Annotated in this window: 16 protein-coding genes and 2 pseudogenes; 4 read left to right on the forward strand and 14 right to left on the reverse strand. The window is 73.5% G+C overall.

Going from position 1 to position 21,705, the window contains the following annotated elements; all coding sequences use genetic code 11:
- The 3 genes and pseudogenes from DT076_RS18205 to recR all read left to right on the forward strand — a co-directional run.
- A pseudogene (locus DT076_RS18205) lies at nucleotides 1–1,062 on the forward strand (hypothetical protein); the annotation flags it as partial.
- 112 nt (nucleotides 1,063–1,174) lie between these two features.
- Nucleotides 1,175–1,486, forward strand: a complete 312-nt coding sequence (locus tag DT076_RS18210; protein ID WP_114128130.1) for a YbaB/EbfC family nucleoid-associated protein — start codon at nucleotides 1,175–1,177, stop codon at nucleotides 1,484–1,486.
- A gap of 1 nt (nucleotide 1,487) precedes the next feature.
- A complete protein-coding gene (gene recR, locus DT076_RS18215; RefSeq protein WP_114128131.1) occupies nucleotides 1,488–2,087 on the forward strand; it encodes a recombination mediator RecR in 600 nt (199 codons plus the stop codon).
- Between the two features lie 62 nt (nucleotides 2,088–2,149).
- Here the strand turns inward: recR and DT076_RS18220 are convergent, their stop codons facing one another.
- Nucleotides 2,150–3,397, reverse strand: a complete 1,248-nt coding sequence (locus DT076_RS18220; RefSeq protein ID WP_114128132.1) for a competence/damage-inducible protein A — start codon at nucleotides 3,395–3,397, stop codon at nucleotides 2,150–2,152.
- Between the two features lie 74 nt (nucleotides 3,398–3,471).
- Between DT076_RS18220 and DT076_RS18225 the strand changes: the two are divergent.
- Nucleotides 3,472–4,311: pseudogene (locus tag DT076_RS18225) on the forward strand (GntR family transcriptional regulator); the annotation flags it as partial.
- A 51-nt stretch (nucleotides 4,312–4,362) separates the two neighbouring features.
- On the opposite strand, the gene DT076_RS20165 reads toward DT076_RS18225, so the two are convergent.
- The 13 genes from DT076_RS20165 to DT076_RS18290 form a co-directional block, all read right to left on the reverse strand.
- Nucleotides 4,363–5,655 (reverse strand): MFS transporter, encoded by a 1,293-nt coding sequence (locus tag DT076_RS20165; protein ID WP_158548197.1) that lies wholly within the window; start codon nucleotides 5,653–5,655, stop codon nucleotides 4,363–4,365.
- Between the two features lie 195 nt (nucleotides 5,656–5,850).
- Nucleotides 5,851–7,269 (reverse strand): amidase, encoded by a 1,419-nt coding sequence (locus DT076_RS18235; protein ID WP_114128135.1) that lies wholly within the window; start codon nucleotides 7,267–7,269, stop codon nucleotides 5,851–5,853.
- 11 nt (nucleotides 7,270–7,280) lie between these two features.
- Nucleotides 7,281–7,499: a hypothetical protein gene (locus DT076_RS18240; protein ID WP_114128136.1), complete on the reverse strand. Its 219-nt coding sequence runs from the start codon at nucleotides 7,497–7,499 to the stop codon at nucleotides 7,281–7,283.
- Nucleotides 7,500–7,661: 162 nt separating this feature from the next.
- Complete coding sequence (locus DT076_RS18245; protein WP_114128137.1) at nucleotides 7,662–8,807, reverse strand: ABC transporter ATP-binding protein; 1,146 nt, start codon at nucleotides 8,805–8,807, stop codon at nucleotides 7,662–7,664.
- A gap of 28 nt (nucleotides 8,808–8,835) precedes the next feature.
- Nucleotides 8,836–9,798, reverse strand: coding sequence for an ABC transporter permease (locus DT076_RS18250; protein WP_114128138.1), 963 nt, complete (start codon nucleotides 9,796–9,798; stop codon nucleotides 8,836–8,838).
- The gene (locus tag DT076_RS18255) at nucleotides 9,795–10,736 is read right to left on the reverse strand and encodes an ABC transporter permease (protein WP_114128139.1); all 942 of its coding nucleotides are present in this window, start codon (nucleotides 10,734–10,736) and stop codon (nucleotides 9,795–9,797) included. Before DT076_RS18255 ends, DT076_RS18250 begins: the two co-directional genes overlap by 4 nt.
- The gene (locus tag DT076_RS18260; RefSeq protein ID WP_114128140.1) at nucleotides 10,733–12,370 is read right to left on the reverse strand and encodes an ABC transporter substrate-binding protein; all 1,638 of its coding nucleotides are present in this window, start codon (nucleotides 12,368–12,370) and stop codon (nucleotides 10,733–10,735) included. Before DT076_RS18260 ends, DT076_RS18255 begins: the two co-directional genes overlap by 4 nt.
- 34 nt (nucleotides 12,371–12,404) lie before the next feature.
- Complete coding sequence (locus DT076_RS18265) at nucleotides 12,405–13,481, reverse strand: ABC transporter ATP-binding protein (protein ID WP_114128141.1); 1,077 nt, start codon at nucleotides 13,479–13,481, stop codon at nucleotides 12,405–12,407.
- Nucleotides 13,482–13,811: 330 nt separating this feature from the next.
- The gene (locus DT076_RS18270; RefSeq protein ID WP_114128142.1) at nucleotides 13,812–15,074 is read right to left on the reverse strand and encodes an MFS transporter; all 1,263 of its coding nucleotides are present in this window, start codon (nucleotides 15,072–15,074) and stop codon (nucleotides 13,812–13,814) included.
- A gap of 38 nt (nucleotides 15,075–15,112) precedes the next feature.
- The gene (locus DT076_RS18275) at nucleotides 15,113–16,672 is read right to left on the reverse strand and encodes an amidase family protein (RefSeq protein ID WP_114128143.1); all 1,560 of its coding nucleotides are present in this window, start codon (nucleotides 16,670–16,672) and stop codon (nucleotides 15,113–15,115) included.
- A gap of 255 nt (nucleotides 16,673–16,927) precedes the next feature.
- Nucleotides 16,928–17,911, reverse strand: a complete 984-nt coding sequence (locus DT076_RS18280) for an NAD-dependent epimerase/dehydratase family protein (RefSeq protein ID WP_114128182.1) — start codon at nucleotides 17,909–17,911, stop codon at nucleotides 16,928–16,930.
- Nucleotides 17,908–20,607, reverse strand: coding sequence for an alpha/beta fold hydrolase (locus DT076_RS18285; protein ID WP_233494067.1), 2,700 nt, complete (start codon nucleotides 20,605–20,607; stop codon nucleotides 17,908–17,910). The genes DT076_RS18280 and DT076_RS18285 overlap by 4 nt, the downstream gene beginning before the upstream one ends.
- A complete protein-coding gene (locus DT076_RS18290) occupies nucleotides 20,604–21,629 on the reverse strand; it encodes a 3-oxoacyl-ACP synthase III (RefSeq protein WP_114128145.1) in 1,026 nt (341 codons plus the stop codon). Before DT076_RS18290 ends, DT076_RS18285 begins: the two co-directional genes overlap by 4 nt.
- Nucleotides 21,630–21,705: the final 76 nt, after the last annotated feature.

The raw sequence follows: 21,705 nt of genomic DNA on the forward strand, positions 1-21,705 counted from the left end.
CGCAGGTCGGTGCCCAGCACGGCGACCAGCGCCTCGCGCCCGGGCACCGACCCCACCCCACGCCCGGGCACCGACCCCACCCAGCGCCCGGGCACCGACCCGACCCAACGCCCTGAGCCTGTCGAAGGGCGACCCCCCGCCGACACCACCGAACCCCAGCGGCCCGCCCAGGTCGATGCGTCCGCCCAGCCGACCACCGGCAGCGCCCCTGCGGTGCGTCCAGGCTCCGGCCGCCCCGGTCGCCCGGGCAGCGCCGCCCCCGCGGACCAGCCCGCCCCGTCGACGGGCAGCGGTGGCGCCGGCGGCCTCGCGGTGGCCGACCTGCGCCGGCTCTGGCCCGAGGTGCTGGAGGAGGTCAAGCGGCAGCGTCGCTTCACCTGGATCCTGCTCAGCCAGAACGCCCACGTGCTGGGCGTGGACGACGGTGTGCTCACCCTCGGCATGGCCAACGTCGGCGCCCGGGACTCCTTCGCCCGCGGCGGCAGTGAGGACGTGCTGCGCGAGGCGCTGGTCGCCGTGCTGGGCACCGACCTGCGGGTCCGTCCGGTGGTCGACGACGGCACCACGCCGGCCGAACCGGCAGCGCCCGCGCCGTCGCGGCCCGGTGCGGCTAGCCAGCCCTCGGCCGCGCAGGCCCCTGAGCCGTCGCCCGCCTCCGCGCCCTCGCCCGACTCCTCGGCCTCGGCCCCCCGCCCGGGAGCCGCGCCCGACCCGTGGGGCCAGCCGTCCGGGCCCCCGCCGTCTGCGCCGCCCGTCGACGACGGCCCGCCGCCGGACTGGGCGGTGGCCCCGGGCCCGTCGTCCGCACCGGACGGCGCCTCCGCAGTCGCGCCGCGCCCGCAGAGCGACCAGACACCGGCGCCTGCCGCCCCCGCCGCCAGCTCCCGTGCCCGCGCCAGCATCCGACCCACCCGGTCGAGCGTGACGGCGTCGGAGCCGGTGCCGGAGGAGGAGCCCGACCGCGACGACTCCGACCTCGACGAGTCGGTCAGCTCCCACAACGAGCTGCTGGCCATGCACCTGGGGGCGGAGCTGATCGCCGAGGAGGAGGCCGAGCGCTGATCCCGGCGCGCGGCACGACGACCGGGTGGCCCGCACGGGGCGCTCGCAGCGGCACGCTCACATAGATTGGACGAGGCGGCTGCACCGCGCAGTCACCGGAGAGGACGACCTGATGCTTCCCGAGGGCACCGACATGTCCGGGCTGCTCGCCCAGGCCCAGGCCATGCAGAGCCAGATGATGCAGGCGCAGGAGGAGCTGGCCGCGACCACCGTCGAGGGCACCGCCGGCGGCGGGCTGGTGACCGCCCGGATGACCGCCACCGGTGAGCTGCAGTCCCTCGACATCTCGCCGGAGGCCTGCGACCCCACCGACACCGAGTCGCTGGCCGACCTCGTGGTGGCCGCCATCCGCGACGCCAGCGCGAAGGGCCAGGAGCTGGCCGCCGCGAAGCTCGGCCCGATGGCCGGGGGCCTGGGGCTCTGACGTGTACGAGGGACCGATCCAGGAGCTGATCGACGAGCTCGGGCGGCTGCCCGGCGTCGGTCCCAAGAGCGCGCAGCGGATCGCCTTCCACCTGCTCTACGCCGGCTCCGAGGACGTCGAGCGGCTGGCGTCCGCGCTGGTCAAGGTCAAGCAGACCGTGCGCTTCTGCGAGGTCTGCCACAACGTCTCGGCCGAGGACCGCTGCCGGATCTGCCGCGACCCGCGCCGCGACCCGACCTCGATCTGCGTGGTCGAGGAGTCCAAGGACGTGGTGGCGATCGAGCGCACCCGGGAGTTCCGCGGCACCTACCACGTGCTCGGCGGCGCAATCAGCCCGATCGACGGCATCGGCCCGGGTGATCTCAACATCCGCGAGCTGGTGATGCGGCTGGGCGACGGCACCGTGACCGAGGTGATCGTGGCCACCGACCCCAACCTCGAGGGGGAGGCCACCGCCACCTACCTCAGCCGGCTGCTGCTGCCGATGGGGCTCAAGGTAGCCCGGCTGGCCAGCGGACTGCCGGTCGGCTCCGACCTGGAGTACGCCGACGAGGTCACCCTCGGCCGCGCCTTCGAGGGCCGCCGCTACGTCGAGGCCTGATCTCCCCGGCGGGCGCGCCGCCCGCTCCGGGTAGGGACGGCGCGCGGCTGCGGCGGACGGTGTCAGTCGAGCGCCTCGCGCAGCAGGTGCAGCGCGTGCTGCACCGCGTACGTCCTGATGTCGGTGCGGGCTCCGCCGGCCCGCAGCTCGCGGTGCAGGGTGGTGCCGGGTCCGGCCACCGCGAGGTGGACCAGCCCCACCGGCTTGGTCTCGGTCCCGCCACCGGGCCCGGCCACCCCGGTGATCCCGACGCCGACGGTGCTGCGGAGCCGGTCGCGCACGCCCTCGGCCATCGCCCGGGCCACCGGCTCGCTCACCGCGCCGTGCCGTTCGAGCAGACCCGGAGGGACGCCGAGCTGCTCGATCTTTACCCGGTCGGCGTAGGCGACGACGCCGCCGACCACCCAGCCCGACGACCCCGGCTGCTCGGTGAGGCGGGCGCCGAGCAGCCCGCCGGTGCACGACTCGGCGGTGGCCACGGTGGCGCCGGTGCCGACGGCCAGGTCGGCCACCACCTCGTCCACGCTTCGTCCGTCGGGGGAGAACAGCGCCGGCCCGAACTCCTCCTGCAGGTGCGCGCCCAAGCCGTCCCAGACGTCGGCGGCCGCCGGGGCGAAGCGTCCGACCACCTCCAGCTCGGCGGTGCGGACGCAGGTGGTCAGCTCCACGCCGGACAGGTCGCCGGCGCGGCGCAGGGCGTCGGCGAGCGCCGCCTCGGGCGGACCCCACAGCCGCAGGGTCCGCTGCTCGAGGGTGCCGGCGCGGGCCAGCACCTCCTGCACGAGCGGGGACGCCTCGGCCGCGGCCCACATCTGCTGCAGCTCCGACGGCGGACCCGGGAGCACCACGACCGGCGGCGGACCCGGGACGACGACCCCGGGGGCCGTGCCGACGGGTTCCAGCAGGGAGGCGCCCGCGGGCACCAGCGCCTGCTTGCGGTTCGCCGCCCGCAGCGCGTCGGCGTCGACGGCCCACCCGCGGCGCCGCCGCATCGCCTCCACCCGCTCGGCGATGCGCTCCTCGAGCTCGGCGTCGTGGTGCAGCGCCCGGCCGCGGTGCGCGGCGACGATCTCGAGGGTGAGGTCGTCCGCGGTCGGACCCAGCCCGCCGGAGGTGACGACGAGGTCGAGGTCGTCGAGCTGGGTGAGCGCGGTCCGGAGGTCGTCGGGCCGGTCGCCGACCACCACCACCCGCCCGACGTCCACCCCGAGCTGCCGCAACCGCTCCGCCAACCACGGCCCGTTCCGGTCGGTCACCCGCCCCGTCAGCACCTCGGTGCCGGTCACCAGGATCCCCGCTCGCACGTCCACCCGGTGAGCGTAGCCAGGGTGCCCGCCCGGGTGGCGCGCCAGGGCACGGTGGTGCCCGCGGCTCGTGCGCGGGTATGATCCGGGGATCTCGCAGGCCGGACGACAGGCCGGCGCGGTGCTCGTCCAGGCGAGCCGACGACGTGGTCGCCAGTTCCAACCGGGTCGCCCGGCCGGCCCACGACGGAGGGGGCGTCCGCGTGCCGCACTACGGTTCACCGAGGCAACCGCGCGGACCCGGCCGCCAACGGGCACTGCAGTGGGTGCTCGACCTGCTGCGGACCGAGCTGATCAGCGGGGTGTACGCCGACGACACGCTGCCCTCGGAGGACCACCTCGTGCGGCGGTACGGAGTCAGCCGCGGTGTGGTCCGGCAGGCGCTGCTGATCCTGCGCGAACAGGGGGTGGTCGAACGCGTCCGCGGAGCCGGCACGTTCTCACTGACCCCCGGACTCCTCAAGCACGGCATCGACGAGTCCCGGGACCTGGTGCAGGACGTCAACGCCACCGGGACCCGGATCGCGGTGCGCACCGTCTACGCCCAGCTGCACCCGGCGGCGCCCTTCATCGCGACCAAGCTCGAGACCGTGCCGGGTGCTGCGGTGGTGATCCTCGAGCAGCTCGCCTCCCTGGACGGCTACCCGTTGAGCCTGCGCACGTCGTTCCTGCCGGCAACCTGCTTCGGAGAGCTGGTCACCGACACCTCCATCAACCTGCACCGTTCCCCGTACCAGCTGATCGAGGAGCTGATCGGGTCGGCGGTGGGAGACACCGAGCTGGAGATCTCGACGTCGGCGGCCGACCCGGTGGTGGGGGAGTGGCTGGACCTACCGGTCGGTGCCCCCGTGCTCGACACCCGGCGGGTGGTGCGCGCCGGCTCCGGGGAGGCCCTGGAGTACAGCATGTCGCACGCGAGGTCGGACCGGATCGTGTTCAGCACCGTGATGCGCGGGCGGGGTGCGCACCCGTCACCGGCGCCTGCGGCCGCCCACGTCGAGCACGGGTTCGACGGCCTCGTCGCGCTGGTGGCGCCTGGTCTCCCCGACGACGACCATGATCAGCGTGACCGTCACGAACAGGGCCAGGACCAGACCGACGGCCCCGGGGACCTCAGCCGCCGTGATCGCGACGCCGGCCCCCACGGTGCACAGGGTGAACCCGAGGTCCCGGGAGAGCCGGGTCGCTGACAGCCCCACCTCGGGTGTGCCGGCGAGGTCGACCAGCACCGTGGGCAGCAGGCTCAGCATGCTGCCGCCGGCCAGCCCCAGGGGCAGCGCCGCGGCGAAGAGCAGCAGGGTGCTGTCGTGGTGCTCGGCGAAGAACAGCACGGCCGTCCCGACGATCCCCGACGCCGTGCCGAGCAGCACGACCAGACGACGTCCCCTCCGGTCCGACCAGGCACCGCCGATGGCCATGGTGACCACCTCGACGACGTACATCGCGGTCAGGAAGGTGCCCAGCACGGTGCCGCCGAGACCCATCCCCTGAGACACCACCAGGGGCAGCACCGTCCCCGCCAGCGCCCCACGTGCCCCCTGGCCCAGGGCGGCCATCCCCAGCGCGAGCAGCGGACGCGGCCGGTACAGCCCCGGCAGCTGCGGGAGGGTGAACCGTGGCCGCACCCGCGGGCGGACCGTGGGCAGCAGCAGCAGGGCCGCCGCGCTGCAGACGAGAGCGATGCCACCGCACACGGCGAAGGCCAGCCGCAGCCCGCCGGACGCCCCCCACCCCGCCAGGGTGATGTCGGCCAGCAGGCCCCCGGTGAGCGGGGCCACCGCCGATCCGAGGGTCATCGCGGCCTGGAAGCGTCCCAGTGCGGTGCCGACCCGGCCGATGCCGACGAGCCTGATGGCCAGCTGGGGTCCGGCCGAGGCGTACAGGGCCAGACCCAGACCCTGCACCAGCCGGGCCGCGGCCATCGCCTCGAAGCTCGGGGCCACCGCCGAGGCGAAGGAGCCCAGCGCCCACAGGGCCATCCCTGCCGTGATCGAGCGACGGGGTTCGAGGAAGGGCAGCAGCCGGGTGCCGAACACGTCCAGCACCAGGACCACGCCGGTCAGCGAGGCCACCGACAGGCTGGCGGCGAACGGGCTCGCCCCGAGCTGGACGGCGAACACCGCGGTGAGCGGCGCCGTCAGCCCCAGCGACAGCCCGGCGGCCAGCACCACGACGTAGAAGCCGACCAGCCGTCGCCGGCTCACCAGCGGGACGACGGGAGGACCTGGCGCGGCGGGCAGGTCGTCGGCGGGTGCGAGGGGCACCGGGTCGACCGGCGCCGTGGCCGGGGCCGGTGCCACCGGACCGCGGCCCGGCGCTCCGCCTCCCCCGGCGGTCATGCCGGCCGTGGTCGGTCGACGGTGGTGGTCATGCAGCATCCCCTCGTGCTCGTGCTCGTGGTCGGGCCTGGCCGGGCGCGGCGCGCTGCGCCGCGACCCGGCCCGCTCGGACCGTCGTGCTCAGACGGCCTGGGTGAACAGCGCCTCGACCGGCGGCTGCAGCAGGTGGTGGTCGGTGACCCGCTGCAGGACGTCGGCCACCTTCAGCACGGTGCCCTCGGCGAACGGCTTGCCGATGACCTGCATCGACAGCGGCAGCCCCTGCGAGCTGAGCCCCACCGGCACCGCTACCGCGGGCAGGCCCGTGAGGTTCCAGTGCCCGGTGAAGTTGGGCATCGAGAGCCGCTTGCTCGGGTTCATCTCACTGGCGATCTCTGCCGGCGCGGGGGCCGCCGGGGTGATGATGACGTCGTACTCGGTGAGCATCGCCGCGACCGCCTCGGAGAACATCCGCCGGAACCGACCGGCCTGGGCGTAGTCGGCAGCGGTGTAGAAGGCCCCGCGGGCCAGCGCCGACCGGGTCCAGCGGCCGTAGTCGGCCCAGCGCCCGACCAGGTTGTTGCGGTGGTAGGCGTAGGCCTCGCCGACGAGGATGATGTGGTTGGCGTCCTTGGCGATGTCGGCGTGCGGCAGGCTGGTCTCCGTCGAGGTGGCACCGAGCCCGGTCAGCGTGGAGACGGCGGCCAGCACCGCGTCCCGCTGCTCGGGGTCGAGGGCCTCGTGGTCGAAGAAGTAGGGCACCGGCAGCGCGATCCTCAGCCCCTCCACGTCGCCGTCCAGCGCCTCGGTGTACCTCTCCACCGGGGCGTGCGCGGAGTTCGGGTCGGACGGGTCGTACCCGGCCATCACCTCCAGCAGTGCGGCGCAGTCCCAGGCCGAGCGGGCCATCGGGCCGATGCTGTCCAGGCTGTAGCCGAGCGGGACCACGCCGCTCTTGGGCACCCGTCCGAAGGTGACCTTCAGGCCGGTGTGGCCGTTGACGCTGGCCGGGCCACGGACGGAACCGCCGGTGTCGGTGCCCAGGCCGCCGAGGGCGAGCCCGGCCGCCACCGCGACCCCGGTGCCCGAGCTCGAGCCGGCCGGGGTGCGCTCGACGTCCCAGGGGTTGTGGGGTACGGGGAACCCCTTGTCGGCGTCGGGCAGCCCGATGGCGAACTCGCTGGTGGTGGCCTTGCCCATGAACACCGAACCGGCGTCGCGGAGCCGCGCCACCACCGGCGCGTCGGTCCCCGCCCCCCACTCCGGGTCGAGCACCCGGCTGTTGGCGGTGGTGGGCGCGCCCTTCATCGCGATGATGTCCTTGATGGCCAGCGGGATGCCCTGCAGGGGGCCGAGGTCGTTCCCGGCGGCCAGGGCGGCGTCGGCGGCAGCGGCCTGCTCCAGCGCCGCCTCCCCGGTCACGACGACGTAGGCGCCCAGGGCGTCGCTGAGCATCGCGGTGCGCTCCAGCATGGCGGCGGTGAGGTCGGTCGAGGTGGTGGTGCCATTCCGGAGCGCCGCGGCGGCGTCCTTGATGGTCAGGATGGGTGCGTCGGACATGGTGGGGCCTCTCAGCGGGTCGGGTAGAAGTCGGTGGGGTCGAAGCGGATGGCCGGCTCGTGGTGCTCGAGCTCGGGCAGGTACATGCGGTCCGCACCGGCGCGGACCAGGGGGAAGTCGCGCACCATGGTCGCCTTCTCCTCGGCGGAGACGGTGAGGCCGGCGGCGGTGAGGATGGCGGTCACGGTCTCCTCCGGGCTCGCCTTCTCCTCGGCGGTCGTCGTGGACATGTCGTTCCTTTCGGGTCAGGCGCCGGCCGGGCAGGCCGGGGCCGAGGTGGGCAATGCGCTCTCCGTCGACCGCGGTCGCGGCGGCGGCACCGGTCGGGCGACCGGTGATCAGCCGTCCCACCGGCGGCTGGGCCACGCCCGCGGCCGGTGGGGACGGTGACGTCAGGGGGCGGGGTCGGGCAGCGGTTCCTCGGGGACGGCAGCGGCGTCCACCTCGGAGCCCTCGGCCACCCGACGCGCCACCGACTCGGTGACGCCGCGTGGCACCACGCCGTTCTCGTCGGCGGTGTACAGGTGGCAGGCCACCACGTGGTCGGGCTCGGCCAGCACGGGAGGTGGCGTCCGTTCGGCGCACACGTCCATCGCGAACGGGCACCGGGTCCGGAACCGGCAGCCGCTCGGCGGGTCGATCGGGCTGGGGATCTCCCCGTTGGACCGGTCCAGGGGTTGGTCGCGGGTGCTGAGGGCCGGGTCGAGGGAGGGGATCGAGGACAGCAGCAGCCTGGTGTAGGGGTGCAGCGGCTGGTCGTAGAGCCGCCGGGCCGGCCCCCGCTCGGCCACCTGGCCCAGGTGCATCACCGCGACGTCGTCGCTGATGTACTCGACCACGTTGAGGTCGTGGCTGATGAAGACGTAGGTCAGCCCGTACTCCGACTGCAGGTCGGTCAGCAGGTTGAGCACCTGCGCCTGGATCGACTTGTCCAGCGCGGAGACGGCTTCGTCGAGCACCACCAGCCGGGGCTGCAGGGCCAGGGCCCGGGCGATGTTGACCCGCTGACGCTGGCCTCCGCTGAGCTGGTGAGGGTAGTGCCGGGCGTAGCTGGCCGGAAGTCCGACGTCGCTGATCACCTGGCTCACCCGCGCCCGGATCTCCTCGCGCGGACGGCGGCGGACCTCCAGCGGGAAGGCGATGGACTCCCCGATCGTGGCGCGTGGGTTGAGCGCGGAGGACGGGTCCTGGAAGACCATCTGCATCTGCTCGACGACCTCACGCGGTCGGCGCCGGTTCGCCAGGATCTGCTTGTCCTCGAAGACCATCTCACCCGACGTCGCCGGGTGCAGGCCGGTGATCAACCGGGCCAGCGTGGACTTGCCGCAGCCGGACTCGCCCACGATGCCGAGCGTGCGCCCGGGCCAGATCTTGAGGGAGACCCCGTCCACCGCGGACAGCGTGGCCCGGCGGCCGCCGTTGCGGACCGAGAAGGTCTTGGAGACGTCGAGCAGCTCCATCAGCGGCCGCTTCGGCAGCGTGGCCGTGCCGGGCGCGGGGACGTCGACCGGCGTGGGGCCGGGCAGGGTGTCGGTCATCGGGAGGCTCCTGTCGGGCGTCGGGCGGTCACAGCCGGCTGTCCATCGCCTCGCGCAGCGCGTCGCTGGCCAGGTTGAAGGCGACCGAGGTGAGGAAGATGAAGAACCCGGGGATGATGGTCACCAGCGGGGTGGTGCTCAGCGTCCCCCGCAGGCTGTTGAGCATGTAGCCCCACTCCGGGGCCGGCGGTGGCGAGCCCAACCCCAGGAAGCTCAGGCTGGCGGCGATGATCATCGCCACCCCGACCAGGCCCGAGGCGTAGACGATGATGTCGTTGAGCACGTTGGGGACGACCTGGGTCCGGGCGATCCGGAAGCGGCTGGCTCCGCTCAGCGTCGCGGCCTCGATGAACTCCTGCACGACCACCCGGCGGGTGGCGGCTTCGGCCACCCGGGCGATGGGCGGGATGTAGACGATGGTCACCGCGATGATGGTGTTGGTCAGGCCGGGCCCGAGGGCCGCGCCCACCGCGATGGCCAGCAGGATGGCCGGGAAGGCGTAGAGCACGTCCATGAACCGCATCAGCACGGTCTGCACGACGCCTCGCAGCATGGCTGCGGTGACACCGATGACGGTGCCGATCAGCGCCGCGGCCACGGTGGGCACGAAGCCCGCGACCAGGGAGAGCCGCCCACCGTAGAGGACCCGGGCGAGCATGTCCCGGCCCTGCTCGTCGGTGCCCAGCGGGTGGCCGGGGGCACCGATGTTCTGCAGCCGGTCCAGGGGCTGGCCCAGCAACGGGTCGTAGGGGGTCAGCAGCGGGGCGAAGGTGGCGGCCAGCGCCAGCAGCAGCACGATGCCGGCCGCGGCCACGCCGGTGCGGTTGCGCAGGAACCGCTTGCCGGTCTCCTTCCAGAACGACTGGGCCCGGACGCTCTGGTCGTGCGCGTTCCACTCCTCGCGCAGCTTCGCGGCGGCCTGGCGGTCGGCGTCGGTGGTACCGGCTCCGAACGCCTCCGGCAGCAGCACCGGAACGGTGGCCTGGCTCATGACATGGTTCCTCTCACACGGGGGTCGATGGCGGCTTGCAGCAGGTCGACGAGGAGGTTGACCACGACGAAGGTCAGGGCGATCACGAGGGTGGCGCCCTGGACCACCACCAGGTCGCGGGCCGAGATGGCGTTGTAGAGCAGCAGCCCCATGCCCGGCCAGCGGAAGATCGTCTCCACCAGCACCGAGCCACCGAGCAGGGCGCCGATCTGGACGCCCGACGTGGTGAGCACCGGGGAGATCGCGTTGCGCAGGACGTGCCGGCGCACCTCCAGCTCGCTGAGCCCCTTGGCCCGCAGCGTCTCGACGAAGTCGGCTCCCAGCACGTCCACGATGCCGGCGCGGGTGACCCGTGCCGTGATGGCCATGGTGATCAACGAGCCCGAGAGCACCGGCAGCACCAGGCTCCGGGCCGCCGACAGGGGGTCGTCGAAGTCGGCTCCGCCCGACGGCAGCAGCTGCAGACCACCGGCGAAGACGGCGAGCAGGATGATCGCCAGGAAGAAGGAGGGCACGCTCAGCCCACCGAGGCTCAGGACCGAGACCAGCCGGTCCACCGCCTTCCCCCGCCGGGTGCCGGCCAGGTAGCCCAGCAGCAGCCCGAGCGCGATGCCGAAGACCGCCGACACCAGGGCGAGGACGAAGGTGTTCCCCCAGGCCTGCCCGAGCAGGTCGGCGACCTCGCGGCGCCGCTGCTCGGAGTAGCCGAGATCACCCTGGAGGGCGTTGCCCACCCACGCCAGGTACCGCAGCGGCAGCGGGTCGTCGAGCCCGAGGCTGTCGCGGATCGCCGCCCGCTCCTCCGGGGTGGCGTCCTCTGGGACCAGGCCGGCCTCGGGGGACCCGGGGACGACCGTCATCAGCAGGAAGACGATCACCGAGACACCGACCAGGATCGGGATGGCCAGGCCGACCCGGCGGAGCACGAGCCGGATCACGAGTCACCACCCACACTGATCGTGGTGAAGTCGACCCACCAGCTCTGGGGGTGCACGTAGCCCTGCACGTCGGGTGACATCACCCGCAGGTTGAGGTCGTGCATCCAGAACAGGAAGTAGGCCTCGCTGACGGCCTGGTCCATCATCTGCTGCAGGTGGGCGTTCTGGTCGGCCACCTCGGCCTGCTGGCTGGCCAGGGTGAGCTGCTCGTCCACCACCTCGTCGCACATGCCGGCCGCATTGGCCTGGCCGCCGGGGCGCTTGCACATGAAGCTCGAGTTGTAGCCGGTGGGCAGCATGCCGGCGGCCGGGGAGGCCCACAGCACGTCGATGTCCTCCCACTGCTCGCTGTCCAGCCCGTCCAGGCCGATCGAGATCAGCACGGTCCACTCCACCGGGGTGAGGGTGACCTCGACGCCGATCGCCCGGAAGTCGGCCTGCAGCTTCTGCATCATGACGTCGGGGAACATGTTGCCCGAGCCGCCGGTCGTGTAGCCGAAGTTGAGCGTCAGCTCGCCCGGCTCGTAGCCCGCCTCGGCGAGCAGCTGCTTGGCACGCTCGGGGTCGTAGGAGTAGCCCGGGTTGTCCGGGGCGTAGGCCGGGTGACCCTCGTAGACCCACTGCTTGGCCGGGTAGCCCGCGCCGTTCATCAGGGCGGCCGCACCCTCGCGGTCGAGGGCGTAGTTGAGTGCCTGGCGGAGCGCCAGGTTGTCGCGGAAGGGCTCGCGGAACATGTTGAACCGAGGCATGATGCCGTGCGGGTACTTGCCCAGGAAGACCTGGTAGCCGTCCGCCTCGAGCTGGCTCATCGAGTCCGGTGAGGGCACCTCGGCCCAGTTGACCTCCCCCGACTGCAGCATCGACAGCCGCGACGCGGCCTCGGGCTGGGGGTAGAGGATGATCTGGTCGAGCTTCGCCGGCCCGCGCCAGTACTCGTCGTAGCGGGTCAGCTCCATCACCTCGCCGTCGACGTACTCCGTCATCCTGAACGGGCCGGTGCCGGTGGCGTGCTGGTTGTAGTCCTGGTTGCCGAACTCCCTGACCACGGTGGGGCTGGGGAAGTAGATGCTGAGCAGGTCCCACTGCAGCCAGGTGTACTCCTGGGTGGTGGTGATCTGCACGGTGTGGTCGTCGATCTTCTCCCAGCTGTCGATGTAGCGCGTGGCGCTCGCGGCGGTCGCGGCATCGGTCTGGGAGTAGAACTCGAACTCCGGGTTCTTCAGCCGGTCGAGCTGGAAGACCACCGCGTCGGCGTCGAAGGCGGTGCCGTCGTGGAACGTGACGCCCTGGCGCAGGGTGAACGTGTACGTCATCAGGTCGTCGGCCATCTCCCAGGACTCGGCCAGCGCCGGCTGCGGCGTCGGCAGCGTGTCGGCCTGGTCGAGGTCCAGGCGGGTGAGGGCGTCGTAGATGTTGTTGCCGACGAAGCGGTAGCCCTCGTAGCCCTGGTTCGGCGGTGTGGAGGGGAAGGGGATGTTGGCCGCGGACATGGCGATCCGCAGCGTCCCCCCGGTGGTGCTGCTGCTCCCAGCCCTCGGGTCGGACTGGCCGCAGGCGGACAGCAGCAGCGAGACGGCGAGCAGCAGGGTGGCGAGTGAGGGGATCAGGCGCCCTCGGCGCGCGGGACGGGTCATGGGAGGTGCCTCTCGGGTCGTGGGTGGCAGCGGGTCACTGCTGGGGAACCAGCAGGCACCGGCTCCAGTGCGGGACGGAGGAGGAGCCGGAGGGGGCGGACCCAGCGGCGTCGATGGTCCGGACCGGGGGCGGCGTGCTCCAGCAGTCGGCCACCGCGTAGCTGCAGCGCGGGGCGAAGGAGCAGCCGGCCGGCAGACGGGTCAGGCTGGGCGGAGCGCCGATGATCGCCCGGGGGCGGCGGTCCTGCCCGGCCCGGACGTTCGCCTCGACCAGGCCCTCGGTGTAGGGGTGCTGCGGCGCGGTCAGCACCTGCTGGGCGGTGCCCCGCTCCACGAACCGGCCGGCGTACATCACCGCCACCTCGTCGGCGAGCTCGGCGGCTACCCCCAGGTCGTGGGTGACGAGCACCAGACCGGCGTCGACCTCCTGCTGGATCTGGCGGAACAGCCGGATCATCCGGGCCTGCACCGTCACGTCCAGTGCCGTGGTCGGTTCGTCGGCCAGCAGCACCTGCGGCCGGCCGGCGATGGCCATCGCGATCACCACGCGCTGACGCATCCCTCCGCTGAGCTGGGAGGGGTAGGCCCGCAGCCGGGCCTCGGCCGACGGGATCTGCACCAGCTCGAGCAGCTCCAGGGAGCGCTGCCGGGCATCGGCGCGGCTGGCGCCCGGCCGGTGCTTCAGCACCGTCTCCACCAGCTGCTGCCCGATCGTGTACACCGGGTCCAGGGCGGTGAGCGGGTCCTGGAACACCATCGAGATGTCACGGCCGCGGACGCGCCGCCGTTCCCGGGCCGGCAGGGACAGGATGTCGACCCCGTTGAGCTCCACCCGGCCCTCGATCAGCGCACTCGGGGGGTTGATCCCGATGATGGAGCGCAGCATGGCGCTCTTGCCACTGCCCGACTCGCCGATCACGGCGAGCACCTGGCGCCGGGGGACGGAGAAGGAGACGCCGTCCACCGCCCGCAACGAGCTCCGGTGGCTGCGGAACTCGGTGACCAGGTCGGTGACGCGCAGCGCCGGCGGCGCCGGTTCCGTGGCGCCGGCCGCGCGCGGCTCGAGCCAGGGTGAGCTGTGTGTGGGTGGGACCTGCGTGGTGGTCGACATCAGGGGCTCTCTTCCTGGGTGGCGGTGGGTCGTCGATCGGCCCTGCCGACGGGTAGGGGGTCTCGACGACGCCGTCGAGGAATGGGGAGTGTCGCGATGACGCCGGTCCGTTGCGGAGCGGGAGCTGGGCAAGGGAATTCGCGGACCGTGACCCGCCTGGCGTTGTGCGCGAATGCGGGAGAAGCCTCGCGCTCAACGGCGAGGTGAGCACAACGTAACGTCTTGGCGACCTTTCGGGGAGGGGTCGGAGTTGCATTCGTGTGAGAACTTTGTTTCAGCCCGGAGACAGGTCGGGAGCCATTTCCGAGAATCCATCGGGTGGTCCCCACGTCAATGCCCCACCGAGGTGCCGGGGGCCTCGGCGACACCCGTCACGACGACGGCGGACCGGGCGCGGCGGCGGCCGCCGAGGAACAGCAGGAGCGCGCAGCCGCCGCCGACCAGGACCCCGACCGCCCCGGCGCAGCAGATGGTGGTCCGCGGCCCGAGCTGGTCGGCGACCAGGCCCAGGACCGGCGCTCCGAGGGCTCCTCCGCCGAGGAAGAACATCATGTAGGCCGCCACCACCCGCGACCGCATCTCCACCGCCGCGGTGAGCTGGACGCTGGTGTTCACCGCCACGACGAACGACATGAAGAGCAAGCCGCTCACAGCGAGCCCGACGGCGAAGCCGGGGTAGACCGGGATCACCGAGACCACCATCTGGCTGGCCCCGAACCCGATCGCCGTGCCGAACACCCAGCGTCGTCGGGGTATCCCGACCGCCCGTCCGGACAGCAGCGCGCCGAGCAGGCTGCCCACGGCCAGGGACGCGGTGAGCAGCCCGAAGCCGACGGCTCCGACCTGGAAGGTCTGTGTCGCCACCAGGGGCAGCACCACCTGCAGACTGTTGAGCCCGACGGCGCTGAGCAACGAGGCGCAGGCCACGAAGAGGATCAGCACCGGGGTCCGCCCGAGGTAGCGGAAGCCCTCGACCACCTGCCCGCGGACCGTGGACGACCGGCGTACCTGGAACAGCGAGGTCCGGTCCAGCCGCAGCAGGGAGCTGACGATGGCGACCGAGCTCAACGCGTGCGCCGCGAACAGCACCCAGGTGGCGAGATGGCCGATCACCAGTCCGGCGACCGCCGGTCCGAGCAACCGGGCCACGTTGAACGAGGCCGAGTTCAGCCCGATGGCGTTCACCACGTGCTCCAGCCCGACCAGCTCGGAGACGAACGACTGGCGGGCAGGAGCGTCCAGCGCGGTGATCACCCCCAGGACAGCGGCGAGCAGGTACACGTGGGGCAGAGCCAGCACCCCGGTGGCGTCGAGCACCGCCATCACCGCACTGACCCCGCCCATCAGGGCCTGGGTCACCACCAGGAGGTTGATCTTGGAGAAGCGGTCGCTCAGAATTCCGGCGGGAATGCTGAGCAGCAGCACCGGGGCGAATTGGAGGAATGTCGCGGATCCCAGTGCGAGTCCGTTTCCCCCGCTCAGCACGAGAACGATCCACGACTGGGCCGTGCGTTGCATCCACACGCCGGTGTTGCTGATCAGGCCACCGACGAAGAACAGTCGGTAGTTTCGGGTGTGCAAAGAGCGGAACATCCCAGCCGTGGCCCGCCCCGAGGCGGCCCGGCCCCTGCTCACGCGTCGATCGCGGTGTAGGCGGCGAACGGGGCGGTCTCGGCGAAGTTCCAGGCCGCGCGGAGCAGCAGGTCGTCCTCGAACATCCGGCCGACCAGCTGGATGCTGACCGGGAGCCCGTTGCGCTTCTCGCACGGCAGCGCCAGGGCCGGGTGACCGGTGTAGTTGAACGGCCGGGTGTTGGCCACCGCGGAGTAGGTGATCGAGCCCTTCATGGCCAGCTCGACGGCGGCCGTGCGGTCGGCGGGCTGCTCGTAGCGCGGCGCCTGGGTGATCGTGGTCGGCATCACGAGGACGTCCACCTCGGAAAGGGCCCTGTCGTAGGCCGCGATGAAGCTGGAGCGGACGTTCTGGGCCTTGGCGTAGACGCGCCCGGACCAGAACCGTTTGCTGAACACCCCGGCCATCTGGTTCGCCAGCGCGCGCGGGTCGAGCAGCTCCTGGTGGCTCGCCCAGACCCGGTTGACCGCCGCGATCGTGTCCGAGGGGTACCAGGTCCTGCTCCAGGCACCGAAGAACCCGGCATTGCGGACGGCCAGCCCACCCTCGGCCATCAGCGCGGTCTGCGCCCTGCCGATGGTGGCGTGCTCGGGGACCGACACCTCGCTGATGGTGGCGCCGAGCTTGGCGAAGATCTCGACGGCCTCGCGCACCGAGGAGTCGACCTCCACGGTCGCGCCGGCGAAACCCTCGGTGAGGATGCCGATCCGTAGCCCGTCGATCCCGTCGGTCAGACGGCTCGTCGCGTCGTAGCGGTCGGGCACCTGCCGGCCCTGGCGCGGGTCGAACCCGTCGTAGCCGGCGGTGGCCTCGAGAGCGGCGGCCGCGTCGGCCACCGTCATGGTCATCGGGCCGGTGTAGTCGATGCTCTGGTCCGAGCCGAACCCGATGCCGAAGTGCGAGACCAGCCCGAAGGTCGGCTTGTGCCCGACCGTTCCCGTCCACGACGCCGGGATGCGGATGGAGCCGCCCTGGTCGCCACCGAAGGAGATGTCGACCTGGCCGGAGGCCAGGGCCGCGGCGGAGCCGGAGGAGGATCCTCCGGTGAGGTGGTCGGGGCTGTGCGGGTTGGTCGGGCGACCGTAGTCACCGATCCCGCCACCGAAGCCGAAGCCTCCCGACAGCCCGTTCATCACGTTCTTGCCCACCACGGTGGCACCGGCCTCGAGCGAGCGCTGCACGACCGTGGCGTCGTAGTCGGGCACCAGGCCCTCGAGGGCGAAGCTGCCGAAGGTCAACGGCATCCCGGCCACGGCGGTGTGGTCCTTGAAGCTGACGGTCTTGCCGGCCAGCAGCCCCGACTCCGCGCCGGGGATCTCGCACTTCCACGTCCAGGCGTTGTAGGGGTCGTCCTCGGGACCCGGCCGGTGTCCGGGCGAGCGGGGACCGGGGAACCGGGGCGGGGCAGGCTCCTCGATCCGGGACTGCACGAAGTCGTCCATCTCGGTCAACGTCTCGCCGATGTGGCGTGCGAAGACCTCCGCCTCCGCGGCGGTCAGACGCATGCCGAACTGCTCGGCGACCTGCTGGACCTCTTCGTGATCGGGCGTTCGGTACATGGCGACTCCTCGGACGGCGGCGGGATGTGGATACCGTCGCCTGGTCCGGTTACGCGAGACATGTCGGTCGGTGATGACCGTGTTAAGCGGGTTGCGTGGCCAGCGAACCGGCTCTGACCAGGGCTTTCGCCTCAGGGGCAGATGAGTAACGCCGGTTCACCGCCGGTATCCGCCGTCCACCGGACCGCCCGCAGCCCGCCGGCCGGACCGGGGCTTCGCACGCCGTCCCGGGCGTCGCACTGCCGGCAGCGTCGGTCAGGCGTACCAGGCGGCGAGGCGGGCGAAGCCCTCGTCGAGGGGGACGCGGGGCTGCCAGTCGAGGAGCTCGCGGGTGCGGCGCTGGTCGAACCAGTGCGCGGTGGAGAGCTGCTCGGCCAGGAAGCGGGTGAGCGGCGGGTCGGTCTCGACGTCGCGTCCGGCGCGCTCGAGCAGCGCGACCGAGGCGTCCACCAGGCTGCCGGCGGCCCTCGCCAGAGCGGCCGGCACCCGGCGGACCGGTCGCGGGGCGCCCGCGGCGGCGGCCATCGCTCCGAGCACCTCACCGATCGGCCGCGGCTCGCCGTTGCTCACCACCAGCGGCACCCCGCGCGCCTGCTCGCAGCGGTCCAGCGCGGCGACCAGCGCGTCCACGGCGTTGTCGACATAGGTGGTGTCGACCAGCGCGGCACCGTCGCCGAGCAGCGGCAGCCGGCCGCGGCGGGCCCGGGCCACGATCCGCGCCACCAGCTGGGTGTCGCCGGGTCCCCACACCAGGTGCGGGCGCACCACCGACACCGCCAGCCCGCCGGGCTCGTCGGCCGCCAGCGCCAGCCGCTCCGCCATCGCCTTGCTCCGCGCGTACGGGCCGCGGGCCCGCTCCGGGTCGGCCGGTCCCGCGCCCTCGCCGACCAGCGCCGCCCCGGCGTGCGCGACCGACGGCGACGAGACGTGCACCAGACGTCCGACCCCGTGCGTGCGGCAGGCGTCGAGGACGTGCCGGGTGCCCTCGACGTTGACCGCCAGGTACTCCGGCCACGGGCCCACCACGTTGACCTTCGCCGCCAGGTGCACCACGGCGTCCTGCCCGGCCACCGCAGCCGCGACGGCGGCCGCGTCGCGGACGTCGCCGCGGCGCTCCCGTGCGCCCTCGACCGCGGCCGGTCCGCGCTGCAGCACGGTGACCTCGTCCCCGCGCGCCACCAGCGCCGTGGCCACCAGCCGACCGAGCATCCCGCTCGCCCCGGTCACCAGCACCCTCATGCGCGCAGCCCCCGCACCAGCCGGCCCGGACGCCGGCCGGCCAGCGCCCGTCCGGCCCACACCGACACCGCGGTGCGGTCGATCTTGGACTGGTGGCGGATGTCGACCGGCAGCGCCGCCACGCACAGCACCGCCGCGACGTCGACCCCGGCGACCCGGCGCACCTCGGCGGCCAGCTCGGGCGGGCCCAGCAGCGCCGGGCGGCGTCCGGCGTCCTCGGGCACCACCACGACCACCACCTGCTGCGTGCCGACCGGACCGACCCCGGCCACGCAGGCCTGCCGGACGCCGTCCAGCGCCTCGACCCGCTGCTCGACGCCGACCGGGGTGAGCGGTCCGCCGGCGGTGTGCACCACGTGCACGCGGCGTCCCTCCACCCACAGCCGGCCGATCTCGTCGAGGTGGCCGACGTCGCCGGTGCGGTGCCAGCCGGGCGCGGGACGGGCGGCGTCCTCGGTGGCCCAGAGCCGGTCGTAGCGGTCCTTGACGTGCGCCGCGCCGACCCAGATCTCACCGGTCACCCCGGGTTGGTCGGTGGGGTCGCCGTCGGGTGCGTCCGGCGTCGCCGGCAGCGGGCTGATCCGCAGCTCGACGCCGGGCCGCGGCCGTCCGACGCAGACCCCCTCGCCGACCCCGGCCTCCTCGATCTCCGCCAGGGTGATGTCGGTGGCCGGCAGCGCCTCGGTCATCCCGTACGGGGTGTGCAGCTCGGCCGACGGCACCACGGCGGCCACCCGGCGCAGCAGCGCGGCCGGCACCGGTGCCCCGGCCGACATCAGCCGCTGCACCCCGGCCAGCGCGCGGCGTCCCCGCTCGTCCAGCGCGTCGGCGGTGGCGACCACGTTGGCCAGGGCGGCGGGGGAGGCGAAGACGACGGTGGCGCCGACCCGTTCCACCGCCGCGGCGAGCGTGCCTGCGGTCAGCGTGGCGGGGGCGGTGACGTCCATGTCGGGCACCACGGCGGGGACGCCGAGGGCCGGGCCGTAGAGCGCGAACGGGGCGAAGGCGGCGACGAAGCGGTCCTCCGGGCCGAAGCCCATCGTCTCGCGCAGCACCTCCAGCTGGGCGCCGATCTGGCTCAGCCGGTACACCACACCCTTGGGCGGGCCGGTGGCACCGGAGGTGAACAGCACGGCGCAGTCCGGGTCGTCCCCGGCGCCGGCACGGACCGCGTCGAGGTCGGCGTCGGAGCCGGTGCCGAGCGCGCGCAGCTGGTCGAGGTCGTGCTCGACGCGCAGCGCACGACGGGCCGCGGGCGGGAGCGAGCCGGCCAGCATCCGGCGTCCGGGCACCCGCAGCGCGGCGACCGCGGCCAGCGCGCCGGGGAAGCCGACCACCACGTCCGGGCCGGCGCCGCGGAGCGCGCGGCCCAGCGGGCCGACCCCCAGCCCGGCGTCGGCGACCACGATCACCGCGCCGATCCGCCAGCAGGCGTAGACCAGCACCGTCAGGTCGATCCCCGGCCGGACCAGCGTGGCCACCCGCTGCCCGGGACGCACCCCGGCCGCCAGCAGCCCGCGGGCCACCGCGACCACGTCGCGCTCCAGGGCGTCGAAGCCGATGGTGCGCCCGGTCGCCATCTCCGCGACGGCGGTCGCGGGGTCGTCGGCGCGGGCGGTCTGGCGCCACCACGGCGGGCGGGTGGCGGGGGAGCGTCCTTCGACAGGCTCAGGGCGTTGGGGAGTGGGTTCAGGGCGTTGGGGAGTGGGCTCAGGGCGTTGGGGAGCGGGCCCAGGGCCTTGGTCGGCGGCGGGCTCGTCGAGGGCGAGGCGGTCGAGCCAGCGCCAGACGGTGGCGGCGTGGTCGGGGCGGTCCTCGGTGACGAGGTGGGAGGCGCCCTCGTAGCGGTGGACGTCGGCGCGCGGGAGGCGGGCGACGAGGTCGCGGAGGTGGGCCTCGGTGAAGACGGGGTCGCGGGTGCCGCGGAGCAGCAGGGCGGGGACGTCCCACCCGGCCACCCTGTCGGCGACGGCCTGCAGCGTGGCGCGCGTGGGGTGGTCCTCCTCGAGCGGGACGTCGGCGACGAACTGGCCGACCCGGCCGCGGCGCTCCGGCGTCCGGTAGGGGGAGCGGAGGGCGGCGCGGACGTCGGCCGGCAGCGGGGGACGCGACAGCGCCGCCGCCCCGCGCACGAAGGTGTCGGTGCCCACGCAGACCGGACCCACCAGCAGCGGCTGGCGGGCGAGCCGGATCAGCCCGGAGAAGGTGGTCGAGGGGTCCTGGTGCACCGCCGTGTTGGCCAGCACCAGCGCCCGCACCCGGTCGCGGTGCCGCACCGCCCAGCCGGTCACCACCGGACCACCCCAGTCGTGGCCGACCGCCACCAGCGGACCGGTCAGCCCGAGTGCGGCGACCAGCCGGTCCAGGTCCTCGATGCGCTGGGCCAGCCGGCGGGGACGCTCCAGGGTGCCGGCCGCCGGCTCGGACCAGCCCATCCCCAGCTGGTCCGGCGCCACGACGCGCCAGCCCGGGCGCACCCCGGCCAGCAGCCCGCGCCACAGGTAGGACCAGGTGGGGTTGCCGTGCAGGCAGACCAGGGTGGGGAGGCCGGCCACCTCCGACAGCGGCCGGTCGGCGGCGGTGTCGAGCAGGTGCCAGCGGCGGGGGACGCCCTCGGCGTCGGGTGCGGTGACGGAACGGGACCAGGACGGGTCGAACCCGGGCAGCGGCCCCGGCCCGTCAGCCAGCCGGCTCACCAGACGATGTCGGCGAACGACGTGTTCAGCCCCGAGCCGATGCCGAGCATCATCACCCGGTCACCGGCGGAGAAGCGGTCCTGGGAGGCGGCCAGGGTGAACGGGGCGGCCGCCGGGCCCATGTTGCCGAACTCGGGCAGTGTCAGCGGGAACTTGTCGACGTCGAGCCCGAGCTTCTGGCACAGCGCGGTGATGTGCACCAGCGAGGTCTGGTGGGACACCATGTGCTCCACGTCGGTCCACCCGAACTGCTGCTCCGACTCCGCGAAGGTCTCCAGGGCCAGCTGCAGCCCGGCCTCGAACAGCCCGCGCGTGTCGGTGCGCATGAAGTCGAGGTCGCCGACGCACAGGTCGTGGTGCTCGGTGGCCGAGCGGCTGGTGCCGCCCAGCAGCCGGTGGCCGCTGCTGCCGGCCCGGTCGGCGCGTCCGAGCACCATCGCGGTGGCGCCGCAGCCCAGGGTCAGGGTGGCGAACTGCTCGCGCACCTCGGCCACCGTGGTCTCCGGGCGCTGCAGCCTCGCGATCGCCTGCTGCTGCAGCCCGCGGACGTTCTCGCTGCCGACCACCAGCGCGTAGTCCACCTGTCCGGCGTCGATCATGGTGCCGGCCAGCTGCATGGCGTTGATGAAGCCGAGGCAGGCGTTGCTGAGGTCGAAGTTGAGGCAGGCCGGACGCAGCCCGATGGCGTGGTGCACCTGCACCGCCACCGACGGCTCGAGGTGCTCGCGGGTGACCGAGGTGTTGATGATCAGCCCGACCTGGCCGGGCTCGACCCCCGCCTCGGCGAGCGCCTTGGCCCCGGCGTCGACCGCACCGTCGACGAAGCTGGCGCCCTCGGGCCACCAGCGGCGCGCGGCCACCCCGGCCAGCTGCTCGAACTTGCCGGGCGTCATGCCCAGCCGCTGGTAGGTCTCGGCGAGCTGCTCGTCGATCCAGGCCGACGTGACCCGGTCGGGCGCCTCGACGGCGACCGCGGAGCAGATCGCGGTGTTGTTCAGCTGGTAGGTGGCGTCGGTCTTCATCCAGACTCTTTCCGGTCGTGCCTGCGCTGCGTCTGTGATACCCGATGGAGCGCGAGCCACCTCCAGACGTCCCCAC

Source organism: Desertihabitans brevis (assembly GCF_003327535.1).
GTDB lineage: Bacteria > Actinomycetota > Actinomycetes > Propionibacteriales > Propionibacteriaceae > Desertihabitans > Desertihabitans brevis.

Coding starts and splice junctions, on each gene's coding strand:
- DT076_RS18210 (WP_114128130.1), top strand. CDS start 1,175: ATGCTTCCCGAGGGCACCGACATGTCCGGGCTGCTCGCCCAGGCCCAG.
- DT076_RS18235 (WP_114128135.1), bottom strand. CDS start 7,269: ATGTCCGACGCACCCATCCTGACCATCAAGGACGCCGCCGCGGCGCTC.
- DT076_RS18240 (WP_114128136.1), bottom strand. CDS start 7,499: ATGTCCACGACGACCGCCGAGGAGAAGGCGAGCCCGGAGGAGACCGTG.
- DT076_RS18245 (WP_114128137.1), bottom strand. CDS start 8,807: ATGACCGACACCCTGCCCGGCCCCACGCCGGTCGACGTCCCCGCGCCC.
- DT076_RS18250 (WP_114128138.1), bottom strand. CDS start 9,798: ATGAGCCAGGCCACCGTTCCGGTGCTGCTGCCGGAGGCGTTCGGAGCC.
- DT076_RS18260 (WP_114128140.1), bottom strand. CDS start 12,370: ATGACCCGTCCCGCGCGCCGAGGGCGCCTGATCCCCTCACTCGCCACC.
- DT076_RS18265 (WP_114128141.1), bottom strand. CDS start 13,481: ATGTCGACCACCACGCAGGTCCCACCCACACACAGCTCACCCTGGCTC.
- DT076_RS18270 (WP_114128142.1), bottom strand. CDS start 15,074: ATGTTCCGCTCTTTGCACACCCGAAACTACCGACTGTTCTTCGTCGGT.
- DT076_RS18275 (WP_114128143.1), bottom strand. CDS start 16,672: ATGTACCGAACGCCCGATCACGAAGAGGTCCAGCAGGTCGCCGAGCAG.
- DT076_RS18280 (WP_114128182.1), bottom strand. CDS start 17,911: ATGAGGGTGCTGGTGACCGGGGCGAGCGGGATGCTCGGTCGGCTGGTG.
- DT076_RS18290 (WP_114128145.1), bottom strand. CDS start 21,629: ATGAAGACCGACGCCACCTACCAGCTGAACAACACCGCGATCTGCTCC.